15 protein-coding genes are annotated in these 18,156 nt (G+C 37.0%); 3 read left to right on the top strand and 12 right to left on the bottom strand.

Features of this window, described 5'->3' with window-relative positions; translation table 11 throughout:
• Positions 1 to 21 precede the first annotated feature (21 nt).
• From HNR41_RS01915 to HNR41_RS01905, 3 genes are all read right to left on the bottom strand, one after another.
• A complete protein-coding gene (locus HNR41_RS01915; protein ID WP_184281178.1) occupies positions 22 to 2,676 on the bottom strand; it encodes a CDP-glycerol glycerophosphotransferase family protein in 2,655 nt (884 codons plus the stop codon).
• A gap of 99 nt (positions 2,677 to 2,775) precedes the next feature.
• Positions 2,776 to 3,966 carry a glycosyltransferase family 4 protein gene (locus HNR41_RS01910; protein ID WP_184281176.1) on the bottom strand — a complete coding sequence of 397 codons (1,191 nt, stop codon included), beginning with the start codon at positions 3,964 to 3,966 and terminating at the stop codon, positions 2,776 to 2,778.
• Positions 3,967 to 4,046: 80 nt separating this feature from the next.
• The gene (locus HNR41_RS01905) at positions 4,047 to 5,210 is read right to left on the bottom strand and encodes a glycosyltransferase family 4 protein (protein WP_184281174.1); all 1,164 of its coding nucleotides are present in this window, start codon (positions 5,208 to 5,210) and stop codon (positions 4,047 to 4,049) included.
• A gap of 108 nt (positions 5,211 to 5,318) precedes the next feature.
• On the opposite strand from HNR41_RS01905, the gene HNR41_RS01900 reads away from it, so the two are divergent.
• The 3 genes from HNR41_RS01900 to HNR41_RS01890 are packed head-to-tail and all read left to right on the top strand — an operon-like array spanning position 5,319 to position 7,604.
• Entirely contained in the window at positions 5,319 to 6,686 is a 1,368-nt protein-coding gene (locus HNR41_RS01900; RefSeq protein ID WP_184281172.1) for an LCP family protein, read from the top strand.
• Positions 6,687 to 6,696: 10 nt separating this feature from the next.
• Entirely contained in the window at positions 6,697 to 7,170 is a 474-nt protein-coding gene (locus tag HNR41_RS01895) for a DUF2538 family protein (protein WP_229714930.1), read from the top strand.
• Positions 7,131 to 7,604 (top strand): GNAT family N-acetyltransferase, encoded by a 474-nt coding sequence (locus HNR41_RS01890; RefSeq protein ID WP_260399567.1) that lies wholly within the window; start codon positions 7,131 to 7,133, stop codon positions 7,602 to 7,604. The genes HNR41_RS01895 and HNR41_RS01890 overlap by 40 nt, the downstream gene beginning before the upstream one ends.
• An 18-nt stretch (positions 7,605 to 7,622) precedes the next feature.
• Here the strand turns inward: HNR41_RS01890 and HNR41_RS01885 are convergent, their stop codons facing one another.
• From HNR41_RS01885 to HNR41_RS01845, 9 genes are all read right to left on the bottom strand, one after another.
• Complete coding sequence (locus tag HNR41_RS01885; RefSeq protein WP_184281166.1) at positions 7,623 to 9,794, bottom strand: glycosyltransferase; 2,172 nt, start codon at positions 9,792 to 9,794, stop codon at positions 7,623 to 7,625.
• Positions 9,795 to 9,803: 9 nt separating this feature from the next.
• Positions 9,804 to 10,013, bottom strand: coding sequence for a hypothetical protein (locus tag HNR41_RS01880; RefSeq protein ID WP_035807796.1), 210 nt, complete (start codon positions 10,011 to 10,013; stop codon positions 9,804 to 9,806).
• Between the two features lie 12 nt (positions 10,014 to 10,025).
• Positions 10,026 to 10,934, bottom strand: a complete 909-nt coding sequence (locus HNR41_RS01875; protein ID WP_184281164.1) for an ABC transporter ATP-binding protein — start codon at positions 10,932 to 10,934, stop codon at positions 10,026 to 10,028.
• A gap of 22 nt (positions 10,935 to 10,956) precedes the next feature.
• Positions 10,957 to 13,044 carry a hypothetical protein gene (locus HNR41_RS01870; protein WP_184281162.1) on the bottom strand — a complete coding sequence of 696 codons (2,088 nt, stop codon included), beginning with the start codon at positions 13,042 to 13,044 and terminating at the stop codon, positions 10,957 to 10,959.
• Complete coding sequence (locus tag HNR41_RS01865) at positions 13,044 to 13,667, bottom strand: hypothetical protein (RefSeq protein WP_188357530.1); 624 nt, start codon at positions 13,665 to 13,667, stop codon at positions 13,044 to 13,046. The genes HNR41_RS01870 and HNR41_RS01865 overlap by 1 nt, the downstream gene beginning before the upstream one ends.
• Positions 13,660 to 14,037 (bottom strand): hypothetical protein, encoded by a 378-nt coding sequence (locus HNR41_RS01860; protein ID WP_184281158.1) that lies wholly within the window; start codon positions 14,035 to 14,037, stop codon positions 13,660 to 13,662. Before HNR41_RS01860 ends, HNR41_RS01865 begins: the two co-directional genes overlap by 8 nt.
• Positions 14,024 to 15,172, bottom strand: coding sequence for a glycosyltransferase family 4 protein (locus HNR41_RS01855; protein ID WP_184281155.1), 1,149 nt, complete (start codon positions 15,170 to 15,172; stop codon positions 14,024 to 14,026). Before HNR41_RS01855 ends, HNR41_RS01860 begins: the two co-directional genes overlap by 14 nt.
• A gap of 13 nt (positions 15,173 to 15,185) precedes the next feature.
• Complete coding sequence (locus HNR41_RS01850) at positions 15,186 to 15,995, bottom strand: ABC transporter permease (protein ID WP_184281154.1); 810 nt, start codon at positions 15,993 to 15,995, stop codon at positions 15,186 to 15,188.
• A gap of 129 nt (positions 15,996 to 16,124) precedes the next feature.
• On the bottom strand, positions 16,125 to 18,116 hold the full coding sequence (locus HNR41_RS01845; RefSeq protein WP_184281152.1) for an acyltransferase family protein: 1,992 nt from the start codon (positions 18,114 to 18,116) through the stop codon (positions 16,125 to 16,127).
• Positions 18,117 to 18,156 lie beyond the last annotated feature (40 nt).

Below are 18,156 nucleotides of genomic sequence, written 5' to 3'. Positions count from 1 at the left end.
TATTTCCGGACGGTGTTGTTTTTACTTCTCTATACTGTTAATTTTATCTTTTACGCTGGTATATATACGTTCCGAGTTATGATGATCCTGATACTTGAAAATCCCCGAAATGTCAGGATGTTCCGTTTGAAAGTTCAATTTAATCTGCTGTTCAATTAAATCCACCAGTTCATCTTCAGTACGTGCAATTTTTCCGATAAACGTCTGGAATAACGGACGGAGTTTACCCTGCCTGAAAAATTTCCCGACGTCAAAATGATAGTAAATGACCGGTTTATCCATCAATGTAAAATCAAAACTCACACTGGAGTAATCAGTTATTAAAAGCGCATGGTCGATAAGCAGTTCCTGCACTGTCTTTGTACCCAGCTGAATAAAATTAATATTGCTGCTCGGGTTCAGTATTTCATCGTTGAAATACATCTGCGCTCTGTAATGAGGATAAAAATTCAGCTGGACATCATTATCTTCCAGTATTTTAATCAGGCGTTCATTATGAATAAGTCCATTATAATTATGAAAATATTGACTGTTTAAAAACGCTTCGTCTGTATTAATCCAGTCACGCCATGTCGGCATAAGCAGAATATCTTTTGTCTTATTGCCCCGCGGGAGAGAATCAAATCTCGCAAGACCTGTAATCGAAACGTCTTCTTCATCATAGCCGAGCTTTTTCATTACCACGTCATATTTTTCAGGCTCACTGCTGACAATAAACAGGTCAAACGGAATATCATAATATTTCTTATGATATTCTACCCGTTTCCGGCCGAGTACACCATGCTGCAGAAATACTTTAAATGTATCTTCGTAGTTGAAAAAACCCCGTGCAGGTTTATACGGCAGCAGATTCTCAAGGTCATGAGTACCGAGCAGTACACCCGCTTTAAATGATATTTCAAAATGTTCAGGGGAACCGAATGCCAAAACATGCGGATCCGATTTTATTTTTTCATAATCGGGCGCAGCCGCTTCAATAGTATAATACGCATTAACATCCGTATTTTCTCTCAAATATTTATAGAAAGCATAACCGTTATCCTGTGCTGTATCGTAACGTTCCCCGACCAGCCACGTATTAAAATCCTTGCTGCTTGTTTTATCAGGTATAGTTACTTCTTCAGGAATAGAAAATGTTTCTATTTTAAGATTGTCGAACGGTGTTGTTGTAATTAAATGATAATGCACATTGCCGTCAGCATCATGTTCGGAGTGACTGCCGTAATAATTATCTTTTTTATAATCGGAAAATTTATATTTTATTTTTTCTTTTCTTATTATTTCATCATTGCTGTCCAGCATTGCGACAAACACATCGAGTATTGTTTTATCTTTGCTCTTAATGGATTTTAAATCCAGAGCAGCCAGGTCAATATTGAACTCTTCATCGATACGGATTTTAATGTATTCTTTACTGTAGCGGTCTTCAAAAATCATAAAGCTGTCACAGTCAGTAAAATTCTCCCGGCCTTTTATAAAACCGTCAAAGCCGAAACCTTCAATCCATGTTACTTGTCTTTTAATTCTCGGCTGTGTCACTTTAAAACCAAGTGCAGTATCTTTTCTTTTATAGAACCAGAGTTTAATATTTTGATTTTTGTAGCTTATAACCAAACGTTTCCCAAACCCCAGTACTTCAGCATAGTTCACATTCGGCTGCAGTGTAATCGGCTCGTCCGATTCTGTAATCAGCTTGAATTTCTTTCGGGTAAAATTATTAACCAAAGTGCCTACGGGTATCTCTGCTTTAAATTCGCCCGCTGACAGCATTTCTGCACGGAACGCTTCCTCTTCACCCGAAATAGTATCTGCAACGACGAAATAATTAATTTCCAGCTGCTCATCATAGGACATTTTAATACATACGGCATCTTCGTTCTCTGTCATTTCAGCATCAGCAGACAGCATTTCGATTTCGTGATTCTCAATAAAAGCATACAGCTCATTATCTTCGTTTAAAAACTGCAGGTTATGATCCTGAGTAGTTAAATTAACTTCCCGGATATCCAGTTTAACGGGTGTCATTTCATAGCCTTTAACTGCGTAAAGTGTCGCTCTGCCCATTGTAACAGTGCTGAAATCAGAAACTGTTACTGCAGATCCGTTACCTTCATTCGTCAGTTCTACAATTTTATTCGGATACAGCAATGCCAGATTGTAATCATCCATACTCCGGCTGCTGCCGAATAACACTGATAAATTTTCATATGACACTTCCATGCTTTCTGCATGAATATATGATGTGTTAAATGTATACTCTGCAAGCAGGTGCTCAAGAATAAGCGTCCCGTTAACGAGAATATTATAGTATCTCCCGCCTTTAAAAAATGACGTCTGACTGTCAATTCCCGCATTCGAATCGATAATCATATTTTTTCCGTCAACAGATACCTTAATAGATGAGTTGCCGGTTGTATTTTTAAATACACTGTCCGTCAGCTGAATCGACAGCTTATTTTTATCAACAGTGTACGCGAGAGTCTCAGCATATTCGCCATTTGACAGAGTAATTGTTATCTTGTCGTTAAGATTAAAATTATAAAAGTTTTTGAGTGTCAGATTAATTTCTGCATAATTCTTATGAACTGTAATATCCTGGAGTGTTACTTTTCTTATTAAACGCTCTCTCATACTGCGAGGTATTATAGTTTTTAATGTATTAATTATAGAATTCATTTTTCAAACCCCTAAGAAAGATTATATTTTATACTCAATAAATTCATTTTACATTAAATTATCTTTACTTAACATTAATAAAAGAGTTTAGCGGTATTATTACCGCCTAAACTCTTTATCGAATATAAAACTATTTAATTTTTCAATGTTTTCTTCCCATAAGAAGTGAGATTTCAGCAGCTGTCTCGCATTATTTTTCAGTTTTGCTTCCAGTTCTCTGCTGCCTTTAATTTTCAATATGGCTTCTGCAAGTTCCCCGGCAGTCGCTTTCTCTTTTGCATAACCTACATCATACTCATTTATAAGCTCGCTCGTGTATCCGCCGAGGTTGGTCACTACCGGTACACCGGAAGCAATACCGTCGATTACTTTGCCCGGAAGTACATTAAGGAATACGTCACTGTCTTTCAGGATGGACAGCTGGATATTGGACTTGCGTATTTCTATCAGACACTCTTCGCGTGTTTTCTCTTCCTCGAAAGTAACATATTCAAAATCATTGTATTCAATATATGACTGGAATAAATGAGCATTCATACCGTATCCGATAATTTTAAAATTAATTTTGTTCTCCTCAAGTTTATGCGCCATTTCCTGCAGTTTCTCATAACTCTGGGCAAAACCGATATTGCCGGTATAAATGACTCTGAAATCTTCCGGTGCCTCTTCAAAACCCGTTTCATTTTCCGTAAATGCATTAGGTAAAAATAATACGGGCTTATTTTTTATCATACGGATTATGTATTTTCTGAAGCCTTCGTTGTTGATAACTATTTTATCCGACTGTTTATACAGCATTTTTTCCATGAATTTTAAAATCGGGAAGAATAAATCAATATTCATCTTCTCGACGTCACGTACACTGTCCGGCCACAGATCCCGCACTTCCAAAATACGCTGCACGCCTTTTTCCCTCTTCTGGAAAAAAGCAGCCCACGGAAGAAAAATATTTGGTGTTGTGACGTATACAGCGTCATACAGATACTGGTACTTCTTAACATACACCCGCACTTTATAAGCAAGTTCAAAATAATATAATAAACGGAACGCCATGGATTTACTCTGCTTATCCATTCTCATTTTAAGTCGCATTATATCTTTTGAATCATTAATCTGTTCAGTGCTCCAGTATTTTTCCTCATCATACATCTTCGCATTCGGGTAGGATGGATTTGTCGTCAGCACTTCAACATCGTGCTTTTTGGACAGCTGGATATATAAGTTTTTTAATCTGTTCGCACCGGAACCAATTTCCGGATAGAAGTTTTGCGTGATTAATAATATTTTCATAAGTCACCTTAACTCACTTTATAATTGAGTATATTTTAAAATACTTACTAATTATATCAAAGTTGCCGGACCATTCAAAATTAAAGTTTCGTATATAAGCCTGTCAGAATTTCTTTTTCATTTTCCCAGTTATACTTCTGTTTTGCCAAGCTCGTGTTCTTCTTAAATTCCATTCTCAGTTCGTCATCATTAATCAGTCTGCTCAGTGCTCCCGCCAGTTCTCCGGCGTTGCCTTCCTCAACAGTCAGCCCCACTTTTTCTTCTTCGATTACTCTTTCTATTTCGGGCAGCTTCGATCCTATTACCGGTACATGCGCCATGATGTATTCGAATAATTTATTGGAGGATGCAGAATAATGATTAAAATTCGTGTTCTCTAAAAATTGAATCCCGATATCAGCAGCTTTCGTATATCTTCTCAAATCCTTATAAGGTACACGATCGATAAATATTACCTTCTTTTCAAGAGCAAGCTCTTTGTGATACTTAATCAGGTTTTGTCTTTCTTTCCCGTCACCAATCATGAATAGAACTGCACCTTCTGTTTCAGTGAATGCTTCAAGCAGTTTAAACAGCCCTCTGCCGTCCTGCATTCCTCCCTGGTACAGCACTACTTTTTTATCCTCCGGAATATCGTACTCGGCTTTTAACGGAAATGCTTCAACTTCATCAATCTCATAGAGTTCCGAATAGTTATGTACAGCAGCAGGAAGCTCTTTGTATAAATCATTATGATAATGTGCTCTTGTCTCGTTCTCTACAATTACTGCATCAGTAAAGTTCAGTAAAAACTTCTCTATCTTATAAATTTTATCAAAACTGTAATGTGTTCGGCTGGTCTGTACTTCATGGGAATCATAAATCAGTTTCTTTCTGTTCAGACGGAGTTTGGCACTGACAATCCCCTGTATTAAAGTGTTTAAATCATGTGCATGATATACATCTGTATCATACTTTCTTCCAAGCATAATCATTTTGAACATTAACAGCATATTTGGTATATGCTTAGTGATAACAGATGATTTAATACGTCCTGTAATTCTTTCAGACAACTCCAGTTTTAAAGGTCTGTTAACGAAGACACCTTCACTGATTTTTTCACTGGAAAGAAGATGCATTTCAGACAGTTCTTTTTTGGCAATTATCGTTACTTTATAACCGGTGTCTGCCAGTGCAGACGCTTCTCTCAGGACTCTTGCATCGTTCACAAAATTATTCCATACGAACATCGTTACCTTTTTCATTTGCAACCCTCTGTATTTTAATATATTGTTTTTAATTATGTCTTATTAACATTATAATAGAAGTTAGTGCATTTTAAAATCTAAACAAGAAATGGGTCTATAACATTGATGAAGAAAATAATCTGGACAATCGTAATTGTCCTCGTGCTTATTTTAATAGTCGCAGGAATATATATTTACAGTCTTTATAACACTTTTGATGAAGGAGTAAACAGTTCATACGAACCCACTGATCGGGACCGCTCCGATCTGCGTGAAGAAGATGCTACTGTTGACGACAGCTTTACTGTACTGATTCTTGGTACGGACGAAAACGAATCACGTGCAGAGAAAGAAAACCTCGGCGGTGACGATTTCCGTACGGACAGTATGATACTCGCTACTTTTGATAAAAACAGCGACGATGTAAAATTAGTTAACATCCCGAGAGATACTCTCGCGTACATTGAAACCGAAGAGTATTTCGATAAAATTAACCACGCGCACATGTACGGCGGTCCTTCAGCTTCCATGAAAGCTGTTGAATCACTGCTGAACGTGCCGGTCGACTACTACGTCCGCATTAATATGGCAGGAGTTGTAGATATTGTTGATTCTGTCGGCGGCATTGAATTTGATGTTCCTTTCGACATGAACGAACCGGATCAGCATGATACGGGCAGAATCATTCTTGAAGAAGGTGTCCAGGAACTTGACGGTGAAGAGGCACTGGCTGTTGTAAGAAGCCGTCGTGTAGACTCCGACCTTGGACGCGGGAACAGACAGATGGAACTAGTTGAAGCAGTCTTAAGCAAAGTGAAATCATCCGGCGGATTAAGTAAAATTGATGATTTAATTAAAGTCGTCGCAGATAACACAAGACACAATTTTACAGCAAAAGATATCCGCCAGCTTGCATCATATTACGCATTTAATAAAATATCGTTTGATTCAACGCAGTTACGCGGTACGGATTACTGGAGTCAGGGCAGCGGAGCATACTTCTACAGAGCCGATGACGAACATTTATTTGTCCTTTCCAATACAATCCGTTCCATTCTGGAAATTGAGCCTTCAGAGCCGTTTGATCTGCTGCAGCTCCGATTAGGCGATTACCTGGTTCCGTATGAATATATGGATGAATACATGCTGACAGATCATCAGCCTGAAATGATTCCTTATTACGCTGAAGAAGGATATGAAAGCCCGTACGGCGACGGTTTTGAAACTGAAGAGTTCAACTATGAAGAATCAGATATCGAGGGTGAAGATGATCTGGAAGACACAACGGATGAAGAATACAACCCGAATAACCAGGCTCCTGAAAACGAAAGCACTGAAGAACAGACACAGGAAGAAAACTACAACAATAACGGCACATACGACGATGGCACAAACAATCAGCAGGATGGCTACTATGATGACGGTACAGAAAACCAGGATGATTACTATGAAGGCAGTAACAGCGATTCAGTAAATAACGGTTATTATTATTAATTAAAGCGAGGTGGCTGTTTTGAGAAAATCATATGATAAAGTAACGAATATCCATGAAATGATGGATAATCTGGAAGAACTGATTAAAAACAGCAGTCAGCCCAAGATTGAGAATGAGTACTTTTATATGAATCACGAGCATAAAGAGTTATATTTGTCCCTGAGAAGCTATTTTTCAGAGTCGCAGAATAATTCTTCTGTAGATGCAGCATGTTATATTACTGCGATTCCTGAAATATACGAAGTGGTAAATATTTTTGATCATATCTTTCCTCTCGACTGGATTAAAAAAAATGGAAAGTTATCCGATGAATTTAAAATGCTGAAGCCGCACATGCAGTACATTGCACTTGCAGCGGCAGAAGGAAGCAGTATGAAATTTAATACACGTCCCGCTCTGTCACTCGGTATGGATTACTGGAATATTGAACAGCTTAAAGTATTTTGGCAGTATACGGTTATACGAAGAAAAAATGCGATGTAGGTGATAATATGGAGCTTAAAATAACAGATGATAAAAAGTACTACAATCAATGCCTGGAAATCAGAAAAGAAGTGTTTGTCGAAGAGCAGAACGTGCCGCTTGAAATGGAAGTAGATGAATACGAAAAAGAGTCCATTAACATTCTTCTTATGCTCGATGACCGTCCGCTCGGCACTGTAAGGTACCGTGATATCGGTGACGGCGTAATAAAAGTTGAACGTATGGCTGTAAGACAGATTGCGAGAGGCCTTCACCTGGGTCAGGCTCTTATGAACTTCGTTCATATTCATGCCGAAGAGAATGGCTACACACATGCTAAACTTGGTGCACAGGTTCACGCAATTAAGTTTTATGAAAAGCTCGGCTACCAGGTAGCATCCGAAGAATTTGACGATGCCGGTATTCCTCATAAATATATGCAGAAAGAACTATAAAAAAATTGAGTCCTGAAATCAGGACTCAATTTTTTTATTGTGATTAACTAATTCAAATAATGTTTCTTCGATTGCTTCGGTGTCACCGAGCTCACTGCCGAAGACGTTATTGTTATCATTCTTAACTATTTCACTGAGTACGCTGCCCTCTTCATAAAGAGACCATATTTTCGTACCCGAGGATATATAATCACTGTATTTTGAAGCAAGATAAGGGTTCTTCTTCATATACTCTTTCGTATTTGCGTCACTTAAAATCAAGCAGTCGAATTCTTTTGACGCATTAAGAAATTCGAAGTATTTCAAGTATGTATTTACCTGAACTATTTCAGAAACACCCTGTGTTATTACCTGGCTTCTTACTTTGGAAGTATCATTTGTAAATATATACAGCCTCGCTTTGATTTTATATTCCTTAATTTTTTTAGCAATATTTATAATATCTGTTGCACTTCTCGTTTCATAGAAATTTCCGAAGTAACCGATATTAAATTCATTCTGATTCAGCGATACGTAATGTTTATCTATATCATAATAGTATTCATCCAATGACGGGTGTTTTGAAATAACTGATTTCTTATACACCATATTTTTAAACTCATCGTCGAATCGTTCGAGCATTACTTCCTGCTGATTAATATTGGTAAACACTATTTCATCAGCAAAGATAAACGGCAGTACTTCGCACATATTAAACAGATTGGTATTGATATATTCCTCAAAGTTTTTAGGAACTTTTTTCTTCAGTCTTTTTACTTCTTTCACTGTAAAATAGCCTGCTTTACGCGCCTCATTTTTAATATCATATAAAATTGGATCTGAAAACTCCGCAGTCCACTTCAGACTGCTGTCATTCATTTTAAATTCAAACGCTGCCATATGTGAACCCGGCCAGAGTGCACGGCTGTATAGATGGTTATACTTTTGCATCTCTACACGTTTCTTCACTTTATCAACGAATGACTGAATATATCCTGCATTTGAGAACGATGAGGCTGTATTAATCATATACTTATCATCAATATACGGATTAGCTATGACTTCAAGTGACGGATCCATTCCTCTGACATCAGTCATATCATTAAAAACGACATCAACCGGTTTTTTACCCTGATTAATGCGTTTGGCCATTACGACACCGCTGGTATCTACAAACGGCGGAAAGCAATAACTGATGTACAAAGTTTTCGCCAGGTCCTTATTGACCTGCTGATACGGATAAAATTCATCCTGCTTGAATTTAATCAAGTCTGTTACTCTGCCGTAATCGTCCATATTTAAGACGAGGTACTTATTAATGAACAGTGCCTGCGAACGCATTCTGTCTATGATTAAATTTCTGACATCAAGGTCATCTTCGTACTTCAGAAGTTCCTGCAGTGCATCGATAACATTAATTCTGTCCAGTACATTAAACTGAAACGATACTTTGGCGCGGGATAATGTCCCCTGCCCTTTGTACCTGTAATAAACAGCCGGCTGCTGATTTATTTTTACAATCGGTTTAAATTCCGTTATTAACGCTGCGTATAAAACAACGTCTTCACCGTTATTCAGTGACTCATTGAATTGTGTATTCAGTAAAAAGCTTGTCGGCACGATTTTCGCACCATTTAATGACAGATTTTTACCTACTTCAAAATAGCTGTTTGGATACTGATTAAGTCTTAGAAGCTCTTTATTAATCACATTATTACCGTGATCATCTCTTGTTTCTACAATTTCATGCAGCTGGTTTAGCAATATAGTATATGGTTCAGCTTCTGAAAGTGAATTTTTTAAGTAATCAGCAGATAAAGTATCATCGACATCAAGAAAAGTTATATAGGAATATTGTGCATTATTAATCCCAAGGTTGCGGGCAATACCGACTCCCTGATCAGAATAGAGAATTTTGTGATTAAACGGTGTCTCCAGTTTTTCAAGGAGTGCCTCACTCTTTTCATACTCTCCGTTAAAGACGAATATTACTTCAAATAACCTGGTTTCAAGCGTCTGTTTCTTTAAAGAATCAACAAGGTCCTCTATAAACTTCTCTCCCTGATGAACAGGAATAATGACACTTATCCCGCATTCTAAATTACTGACAGGAAAAAGAGGGGTTTCCTCTTGAACTTTTTCATCCGAAAGTACTGAGTTTTTAATTTTATTTATTTCTTTTAGTCTCTCTCTAATTTTTAAATTAGACATACTCATACACTACTTTCTGACAAACTTTTTCATCTTCAAACCTACTTTGATAGGAAGAAAACTTTGATATTTTTTTATCTGTCTGTTTAATCTGTCGTTCTCATTTTTCAGAACTGATATTTGTCTGTCTATATTCTTCAGTTCATTTAAAGCACGTTCTTCTTTCTCCAAAGACTCCAACGCTATTTCTTTTAATTCTTCATAAGTTAATTTATTCATTTTATAAGCACCTTATAGATATTGAATTGCTTGTAAATAACCCATTACAACTATAATAACCGAAAAAATCATTAAAAGTATACTATTCCCTATACCAAATTTCGTATCATTTTTGTCTGCGTCAAAAGTTGTGGTTCTCTGCCCTTCAACCATCGCTTTTTTGTAGCGTTTCTGAATGTGCTTCGGCTTAATATTATAGCCTCTGACAAATCGTGCATACAGTCCCACGACCGGTATACAGTCGCCGTATTCACGCAATTCCCCAAAATGAATCCATGCTGCTTTATTACACATTTGCTGTATTTGGGGAATGGAATGACTGACAAAGAATATGGTTTTACCCTGTTCTCTGAAATCTTTCATTTTATCAATACACTTGCTGGTAAATGTATCATCCCCGACTGACAGTGCCTCATCGACAATCAGTACGTCAGGATCTGTGTGTACCGCAATGGCAAATCCGAGTCTCGACATCATTCCGCTCGAGTATGATTTAATCGGCTGATTAAGGAAATCCTCAAGCTCGCTGAACGCTACAATATCATCGTAGCGCTCTTCGATTTGTTTTTCACTTAAGCCGTGCATCAGACATTTCATGTGAATATTCTCTTCACCGGTCAATTCCATATTCAATCCTGCGGAAATCGCAATCAGAGACGGTTTTCCATCAACATATATTTCTCCTGATGACGGCACTGTAACGCCGCCGAGCAGATTGGACAATGTCGATTTCCCGGAGCCGTTTAAGCCGACGATACCAACTGAATCTCCCGGTTCTACTTCGAATGAGATATTTCTTAACGCATGATAAAATTCCTGTTCTTTATTCATAAAAGGAAATAAGATTTTCCACAGCTTTTTCTTGTTGCTTGTTGTATTGAAAACTTTTGATACATTATCAACTTTAACTTTATAAGTCATTTTTCCCACTTCCAAGTCAGTGTTAATTTAGACATTTAATATTAGCTGGATTATATACCGGTTTGCCGATATCTTTAGAAATCTGTGCAAATGCCTCACCGTACTTATAATAATCATGCTGCTGAACAGTGTAGAGGTTATCTTCCTCCGTTAAATCAAGAACACTGTTCTTTTCTGTAAATGCCCATATTTTACTCGTACTGCCTCTGTAATCGCTCAATTTGGATGGAACGTATGGATTATAAGGTTTTATACCCACAGTCTCTGCATCGAATATAAGCAGCACATCCATCAGATTGGTTAAATTAAGAAATTCGAAATAAGGGGCATACTGATTCATTTCTATATATTCTTTAAACTCGCTCTGTCTGAAAAATCTCATCGTTTTCTTATTGAGATTAGTGAAGACATGAATTTTAAAATTATTAATTTTGGCTTCATAAAGCTGTTTTGCCACCAGTTCTATTTGTCTGAATCCGCGTGTATCGTAAAAGTTTCCGAAGTATGCAACATTGATTTCATCCTGATTTACTTTATAGAATGACTTTACAATATCATACATCTCACCAGGCAGCGTCGGATGCTGGCTGATAACTGCTTTACTGCTTACCAGAGCTTTGATTTTTTCATCGAATCTCTCAATCATATAGTCCAGCTGATACTGGTTCGTGAAGATGAGTTCATCAGCGTAAAGAAACGGAATAACCTCGCATACATTGAATGAGTTATCATCGATCAGATGACTGTATTCCTCACCAGTATACTCTTTAAGCATCTGGATATAGTCATCATCTTCAATTGGAGCAAATCTGAGATTTGAAGAAACATCCGTATAGAGAGGATCCGAGAATTCAGCGATCCATTTAATATCCGGATTTTCTTTTTTTATTTCAAAAGCCGCAAAGTGAGAATGCGGAAACATTACACGTGAATATACTTCATCGTATTTATTCTCATAAAGCTTATATTTATTAGAAACACCCTGCATGTATTCTTCGATGCTCGTCCAGCTGCTGAATGCCTGAGGGCCTGTAAGTACAATTTGTGAGTCGAGCAGATGAGACATAATATTAAGCAGTTTATTATCTTTGTTGCGGATACGGCTCATATCATTCGATATCACATCGACTATGTCCCCTGCTTCGAAAATTCTTTTAGCCATCACGTTGCCGCTCGTATCATTGAACGGCGGGAAACAGTATGCCAGGACAAGTTTTTTCGCATCGCCTTTGTTTAAAGCGGAGTAATATATATTTTCAATACCGACAGATTTCATTTCTTCAACGAGACTTTCTCTGCTGATATTTCCTTTGTCGATATGATTTTTCAAATTGGCTGTAAATACTTTATTAAAGTACTGAAGAACTTCAGATACATCATCATCAAAGCGTTTTGCTATTTTGCTGTCGATATATTTTATGCACAGTACAGTATCTTTGCAGCTTTCGGGTATGCCTCTGTTCATTTCACCGTGAACACATATGCCGTCAGCCTTAACAATTTCACCGTTTAAATTAACGATTGCCATCAGATTCGACATCCAGATATTAAATCTGAATGAAAAGTTATATGAAAAGCTGTGATGGAATATAAGATCCGATGGAATAATACAGTTTGCTTCCCTGATTAATTTTTCAATTGTATGAGATTCAAAACTGTATTCATCAATATGATTATCAGCTAAAAATTTCTTATAAATTTTAGCATCCAGTGCATCGTTGTCAGCTATATCTGTAAGATATATTTTGTCATTGTCAAATTCCGGTATACTGCCGTTAAATTCAACTGTCAGACTGCCGTCAATAATCAGGACATGAGAATATTTAATATAAACTTTCGCATCCTCAACAGTACCGAATACGACTGCAGTAGCGCCAGCTGCCTGTGCTTTCAGTATTTCATATACTTCATGCTTATCAGCTGCGAGTACAGTATTCATATTCTCCATACCCACAGTTGCAGGTTTACTGAAACTTTCGGCTGATGCAGCGTCTGAAATATACTGAATGACTGTCAGGCCTGCTGGTCTTGTTTCCGACAATGAAGATATGACGTTGTTTATATATTGGGAGTTTGCATCTGCTGTATTGATTCTATTAACTACCTTCATTAATATCCTCTTTTCCTGTTCCAGTATGCAACTTGCATTTTACCAAGTTTCGAGCTTCGCAGCTGCTCCAGTCTGTCAAGAGACTGCTTATACTTTTCCATTAAATCTAAATATCTTGTTTCCAGATCATCATCGTCAGCTCTGCCGCGTGAAAACTGCAGCTGCTGTTTTTCTCTTACGAGACCGTTGATTACTTCATTGTTCTTATCCTGCTCTCTCAGCAGACTTTCAACAATTTCAAGTTCGTAAGATTTACTTTTTTGTTTAACGTTAATATTAATCATCCGGTACTTCTCAAGAATATGTGCACTTTTTGACCCGGATGTTAAATAATACAGTTCATTTTTAAAGTCTATATCCGCTATATTGTCCGTTGTGTTAAGCAGACTTTCATTAATCTGAAAATCGCTGATTATAAAAACAGCATCTATTTTATCAGCCGGAAAATCATTAATAATGTCCCAGACATTGCCTGTATCAATTTTTGTTAAATCGATAAACTTCGCCATATCATATGTACTGAGACGGGTATATAAATCCTGGATTCCTTCGTTTTTTGCGATTGTCAGTGTTACTGACAGGCCGTTATCCCTGTCGTCCAGTTCCATATAAAATTTATTCATCATTAAGCACCCGTTTAAAATTCACAGATATTTTCTCGAACACTCTTGAGTTGTCCTTTGCGCTTTCTTTTGCATAGGCAGTGACGGAGTATCTTCCATCAGGTATTTCAAAAGAAAAAGTATTGGACTTCTGATAGCCCGTTTTAATCGTTTCCATTTTTCCTTTACGATCAATGAGATCGATTGCATACTCCATTTTATCACCTGTTGCATCGATAATTACATCAAGCGTATTCGTCTTCGTTATATATACTTCATTCAGTTTTAATTTTGGGGCAGCATTGTTTACCAAATCGCTGGTTTCACGCATTATCGCTTCGATATGATCTTCCAGGTCATGATATGCTTTTTCCCAATTAACTCCAGCCATTAGTAATCACCTCAATTTCCTTGTTTATTACAACATTCAGACCGGCCTGCTTTTTAATACTTTTTGCAGCCTGGGCACTCATTTTTTTAAAATTACGAGCGTGTTTATATAAATAATCAATATGCTCCACCATTTCGCTTACGTTATCTCTCGATGCAAGCATACCTGTTTCTTTATGTGAAATGAATTCAGGAATACCGCCTATGGCATTCGTTACCGGCACCAGTCCGCTGCTCATTGCTTCTCCGAGAGACACACCCTGCGAATCATGACGGGATGGTCCAAGGTAAATCCCGTGCTGCTTATGAATTTCAGGAATATCATCCTGTTTCACAAATCCTTTATGAAGATTTACATTATCAAATTGTCTTAATGAATTAGTCAGTACATTAAACAATTTGCCGTCTCCGTATATATTGAATTCAAGCTTATTAAAGTATTTTTTTCTGCTTAACTGCTTAATAACGTCGACCGTTATATCGTTAGCATAGTTACGTGCTGTAAACGGCCTGATAGTACAGATTTTCATACGGTCATCAGCTGACTTTTTATGATATTCAAACAGCTCATCATCGATGATATTATGAATAATAGAATATTTTTCCGGTACGACGCCCACATATGGATCAACGTAAAGTTCTTTAAACCGCTGTGAAACGTAGATAAACTTAATGTTCAAATCATCACGTGTCATAATGTCCCGGATAAATTCCCGCTGCGGCTTAAATACAGTCTCTTTCCGTTCCAGTGCATTATCAAGCTGAGCCACGTTTTCCAAAAAATTATAATATCGGCGGTGCCATGCTTCTGCTTCGAAACCATGCAGCCATACTACTATATTTGGACGCCGGTCTTCTTCCAGCTGTTCAATACCGTAAAACATTTTTTTATTAATAAAGTGAAATAACACTGTAGAGTAATCATTTACTTTTAAATATGATGCGATTTGATATTCATCCATGTATTTAATGTGTACACCATCGTAATATTTATCTTTTAATACTTTTGTTGTTATAACAACAATATCGACTTCCAGCCCTTTTTGCTGATAAGCTTTCACTCTTCTGTGCAAAAAGCTGTTGGCATAAAGGTTCTGTAATGTCGGATATGCATTACATATCATTAAATACTTCATTATTTTACCGTCCTTATAGATAATCAATTAGTTTATAACGGAATTTAATGTGCAGGTAACTTCCTATGAGCAGGAATGCAATTGTTATTGCCCAGAAGTAAAAGTGCTGCTCCATCGTTCCATAAAATAATCCGTCACCGTATATCAGCGCATTACGGAAGTTCTGCACAAGATAAGCAAAAGGGTTTAAATCGGATATCATTTGCAGTAATCCGCCTCTTTCACCCGGCTGCCAGAATATCGGCGTCAGGAAAAATCCCATACGTATAACATTCTGCAGGACATTTCTAAAGTCCCGTACCAGTATAATAAGTGTGCTCATTATTAAGTTAATCGCAAAAATCAGTGCAAATGATGCGATGACAAAATATATCAGCATAAAGAAATACATCGGATTTACAAATCCGCTGAAAACTGAAATGAGCATTATAATTAATGTCATAAACGCAAGGTTTATTAAACTGTTTGTAAATGAAATTGACAGCAGTACGCTGGATGGAAATCTCATTTTAGTGACCAGACCGAGTTGTGCATAAATAGCATTCGATCCTATGTTAATCGCCTGTGAAATAAACAGCCAGGGGAATAGTCCCGAAATAAGATAAACAATAAATGGAATTTCTGAATCCGGCGCTGTTGCGCCTCTAAGACCCAGTCCGAATATCAGATAATAGATGGCGGCCTGCATCAGAGGCTGCAGAATGTTCCAGAACAAACCAAGATAATGGTTGGAGTATTCACTCTTAACATTGTAAATTGACAACTTCCATATTAAATGGAGATTTTGAAATTGCTCTTTAAATAAAGTAATTACGTGATTCATTATATTCCCTCTTATATGTTCACTTTTTAAATATAAATTTGTATCTCATTTATTATAATAGTAATTCATATCGGTGTCATTTAAAAACCCATAATTTAAAAAAGAGCAGACACAAGTCCGCTCTTTTATCTATACTGTGAAATCAGATACTTCATTTAATATTTTATAAACATCGTCAGTTATAAATGGAGTTATTGTTTTCATATAAGTATTCGTAATGTGATTTGCATCAAAGTAGATAATTACATTACCTTTAGTAGGATAGCATACTTCTTCATCACAAAAATGCTCTGTGTAATCGACATAATGAACATTATCCGGTTTTACTTCAAGACGATCCCATTTCGATGGTTCTGGAAGTATTTTTTGTCTGTCAAGCTGGCAATTACTGCTCCCTGGCCCATATTCTTCCACACATTCTGGAATATTCACTTCAAACCACGGATTATCCCGAATAGCCATAACCTCTATACCCATCTCATCCAGTTGACTATATCTTTTTAAATAACCATCTGTAACTTCAGGATATTGATTACTGCCTATATCTGCAGTCATTATAACTAAATCTGGTTTTCTTTCTGCTAATAAGTTCAGCACATTGAGGTTCCATTCATCACAGTCATCAGACATATGATCAGATGAAAAACGACATGCACTCTTAGTAATATTAACAAGTTTTATCTGCTCATTTTCTTTAGTAATTTCTTCAAACGCTCCATACCAATGAGCAGAATGAGAACCTCCAACTAATGCTACTTCATACTCTGCTTCGTCATTTCCAGCAACACAGTACTTTGCCTCTGTCCTTGTACCCATTTGATTACAGTCTTTTTCATATGTTAATGGAAGGTCGTCTTTTACAGATGCAAGATCAGGAATTAATTCTGCATTCTTATCATAGTTTGAATATTCCTGAAGGATACTCATTGCTCCCGGATGATCATTTGAGTAAATCAGACCTTCAAATTCTATTTCCGTATTTTTATATTCATAAATTAAATACGATGATGTAATTAATAAAGCTGCCAATACTGGTGCAAATCTTAAAATAAATCTCCCGTCTCTGGCTCTTACCGGTTTTTCCACAAATTCTGTAGTGATATAACTCAGTATTATTGAAACAATTAGTATTGCCGAACCATCGAGAATTCCTATTTTAATATCGTATGATGTTTTATAAAAAGTCAAGATTACCCAATGCCATAAGTAGAAAGCATACGAATAGCTCCCCAGTTTCACGAATATTTTATTTCCGAGAAATTTCTCCACACCAAATGAAGTGGAATTTTGTCCTGCCAGTAATACGAGGACTGCACATCCCACCGGCCAGAGCGCCATTGCTCCCGGGAAATTAGTGCTGACATCAAATATAATGCCGCACAGAATCAATCCTGTTAAGCCGGTCCAGCCTATTATGAATGATATAGATTTAGTTAATTTCACTCTGTCTATAAAAAGAAACAGCAATCCGCCTACGATAAATTCATACATTCTTGCTCTTGTATCAAAGTATGCCACAGGCTGATTAGCATCTGTCAGATAAATTGAGAAAATAAATGAGCTAATTAAAATAACCGAGAAAATAATAACAAGCATATTTCTCATCTGAATTTTAAAAGCTCTGGACAGGAAGATAGCTGCTGTCACTATAGTAAACAGTATTATGTAGAATTGTCCCTGTATACTCATTGCCCAGAAATGTTGTAGTGGCGATTGCGGATTGGATGAGTCCAGATAGTCTACTGAGTCAATTGCCAATCTCCAGTTTTCAAAATACAGCGCGCTCGCTATAAGTTCGCTTATAAGCTGTTTCCACTGCACACTGGGTAAAAATATAATTGTTAATATAACGACTGCTGTCAATACAAAGAATGATGCAGGCAATAAACGCTTCATCAAATTCCCTACAAATTTAAAGAGATTTACGTAGCCCTCTCTTAAATGTCTTGATACCAGGCTCGCTGTTATCAGGAATCCTGAAACTACGAAGAATACGTCGACACCACCGGACACTCTCCCAAGCCAAATATGATAAATTGCGACTAATAAAGCCGCTATAACTCTCAAACCTTCTATTTCTGGACGAAATCTTTTTTTCTCCAGTCTCACTTCTTTTTGCATTTTATCAGTACTACTTTCTAAATTTAATATTTTTACAAGA

This window comes from Jeotgalicoccus coquinae (genome assembly GCF_014207425.1).
Lineage (GTDB): Bacteria > Bacillota > Bacilli > Staphylococcales > Salinicoccaceae > Jeotgalicoccus > Jeotgalicoccus coquinae.
The sequence above is the reverse complement of the archived record's forward strand: the minus strand, read 5'-3'. Positions and strand labels throughout refer to the sequence as shown.

Excerpts from the sequence above, each read along its gene's own strand:
- HNR41_RS01915 (WP_184281178.1), bottom strand. The coding sequence starts at position 2,676 with ATGAATTCTATAATTAATACATTAAAAACTATAATACCTCGCAGTATG.
- HNR41_RS01910 (WP_184281176.1), bottom strand. The coding sequence starts at position 3,966 with ATGAAAATATTATTAATCACGCAAAACTTCTATCCGGAAATTGGTTCC.
- HNR41_RS01905 (WP_184281174.1), bottom strand. The coding sequence starts at position 5,210 with ATGAAAAAGGTAACGATGTTCGTATGGAATAATTTTGTGAACGATGCA.
- HNR41_RS01900 (WP_184281172.1), top strand. The coding sequence starts at position 5,319 with ATGAAGAAAATAATCTGGACAATCGTAATTGTCCTCGTGCTTATTTTA.
- HNR41_RS01885 (WP_184281166.1), bottom strand. The coding sequence starts at position 9,794 with ATGTCTAATTTAAAAATTAGAGAGAGACTAAAAGAAATAAATAAAATT.
- HNR41_RS01880 (WP_035807796.1), bottom strand. The coding sequence starts at position 10,013 with ATGAATAAATTAACTTATGAAGAATTAAAAGAAATAGCGTTGGAGTCT.
- HNR41_RS01875 (WP_184281164.1), bottom strand. The coding sequence starts at position 10,934 with ATGACTTATAAAGTTAAAGTTGATAATGTATCAAAAGTTTTCAATACA.
- HNR41_RS01870 (WP_184281162.1), bottom strand. The coding sequence starts at position 13,044 with ATGAAGGTAGTTAATAGAATCAATACAGCAGATGCAAACTCCCAATAT.
- HNR41_RS01865 (WP_188357530.1), bottom strand. The coding sequence starts at position 13,667 with ATGAATAAATTTTATATGGAACTGGACGACAGGGATAACGGCCTGTCA.
- HNR41_RS01860 (WP_184281158.1), bottom strand. The coding sequence starts at position 14,037 with ATGGCTGGAGTTAATTGGGAAAAAGCATATCATGACCTGGAAGATCAT.
- HNR41_RS01855 (WP_184281155.1), bottom strand. The coding sequence starts at position 15,172 with ATGAAGTATTTAATGATATGTAATGCATATCCGACATTACAGAACCTT.
- HNR41_RS01850 (WP_184281154.1), bottom strand. The coding sequence starts at position 15,995 with ATGAATCACGTAATTACTTTATTTAAAGAGCAATTTCAAAATCTCCAT.
- HNR41_RS01845 (WP_184281152.1), bottom strand. The coding sequence starts at position 18,116 with ATGCAAAAAGAAGTGAGACTGGAGAAAAAAAGATTTCGTCCAGAAATA.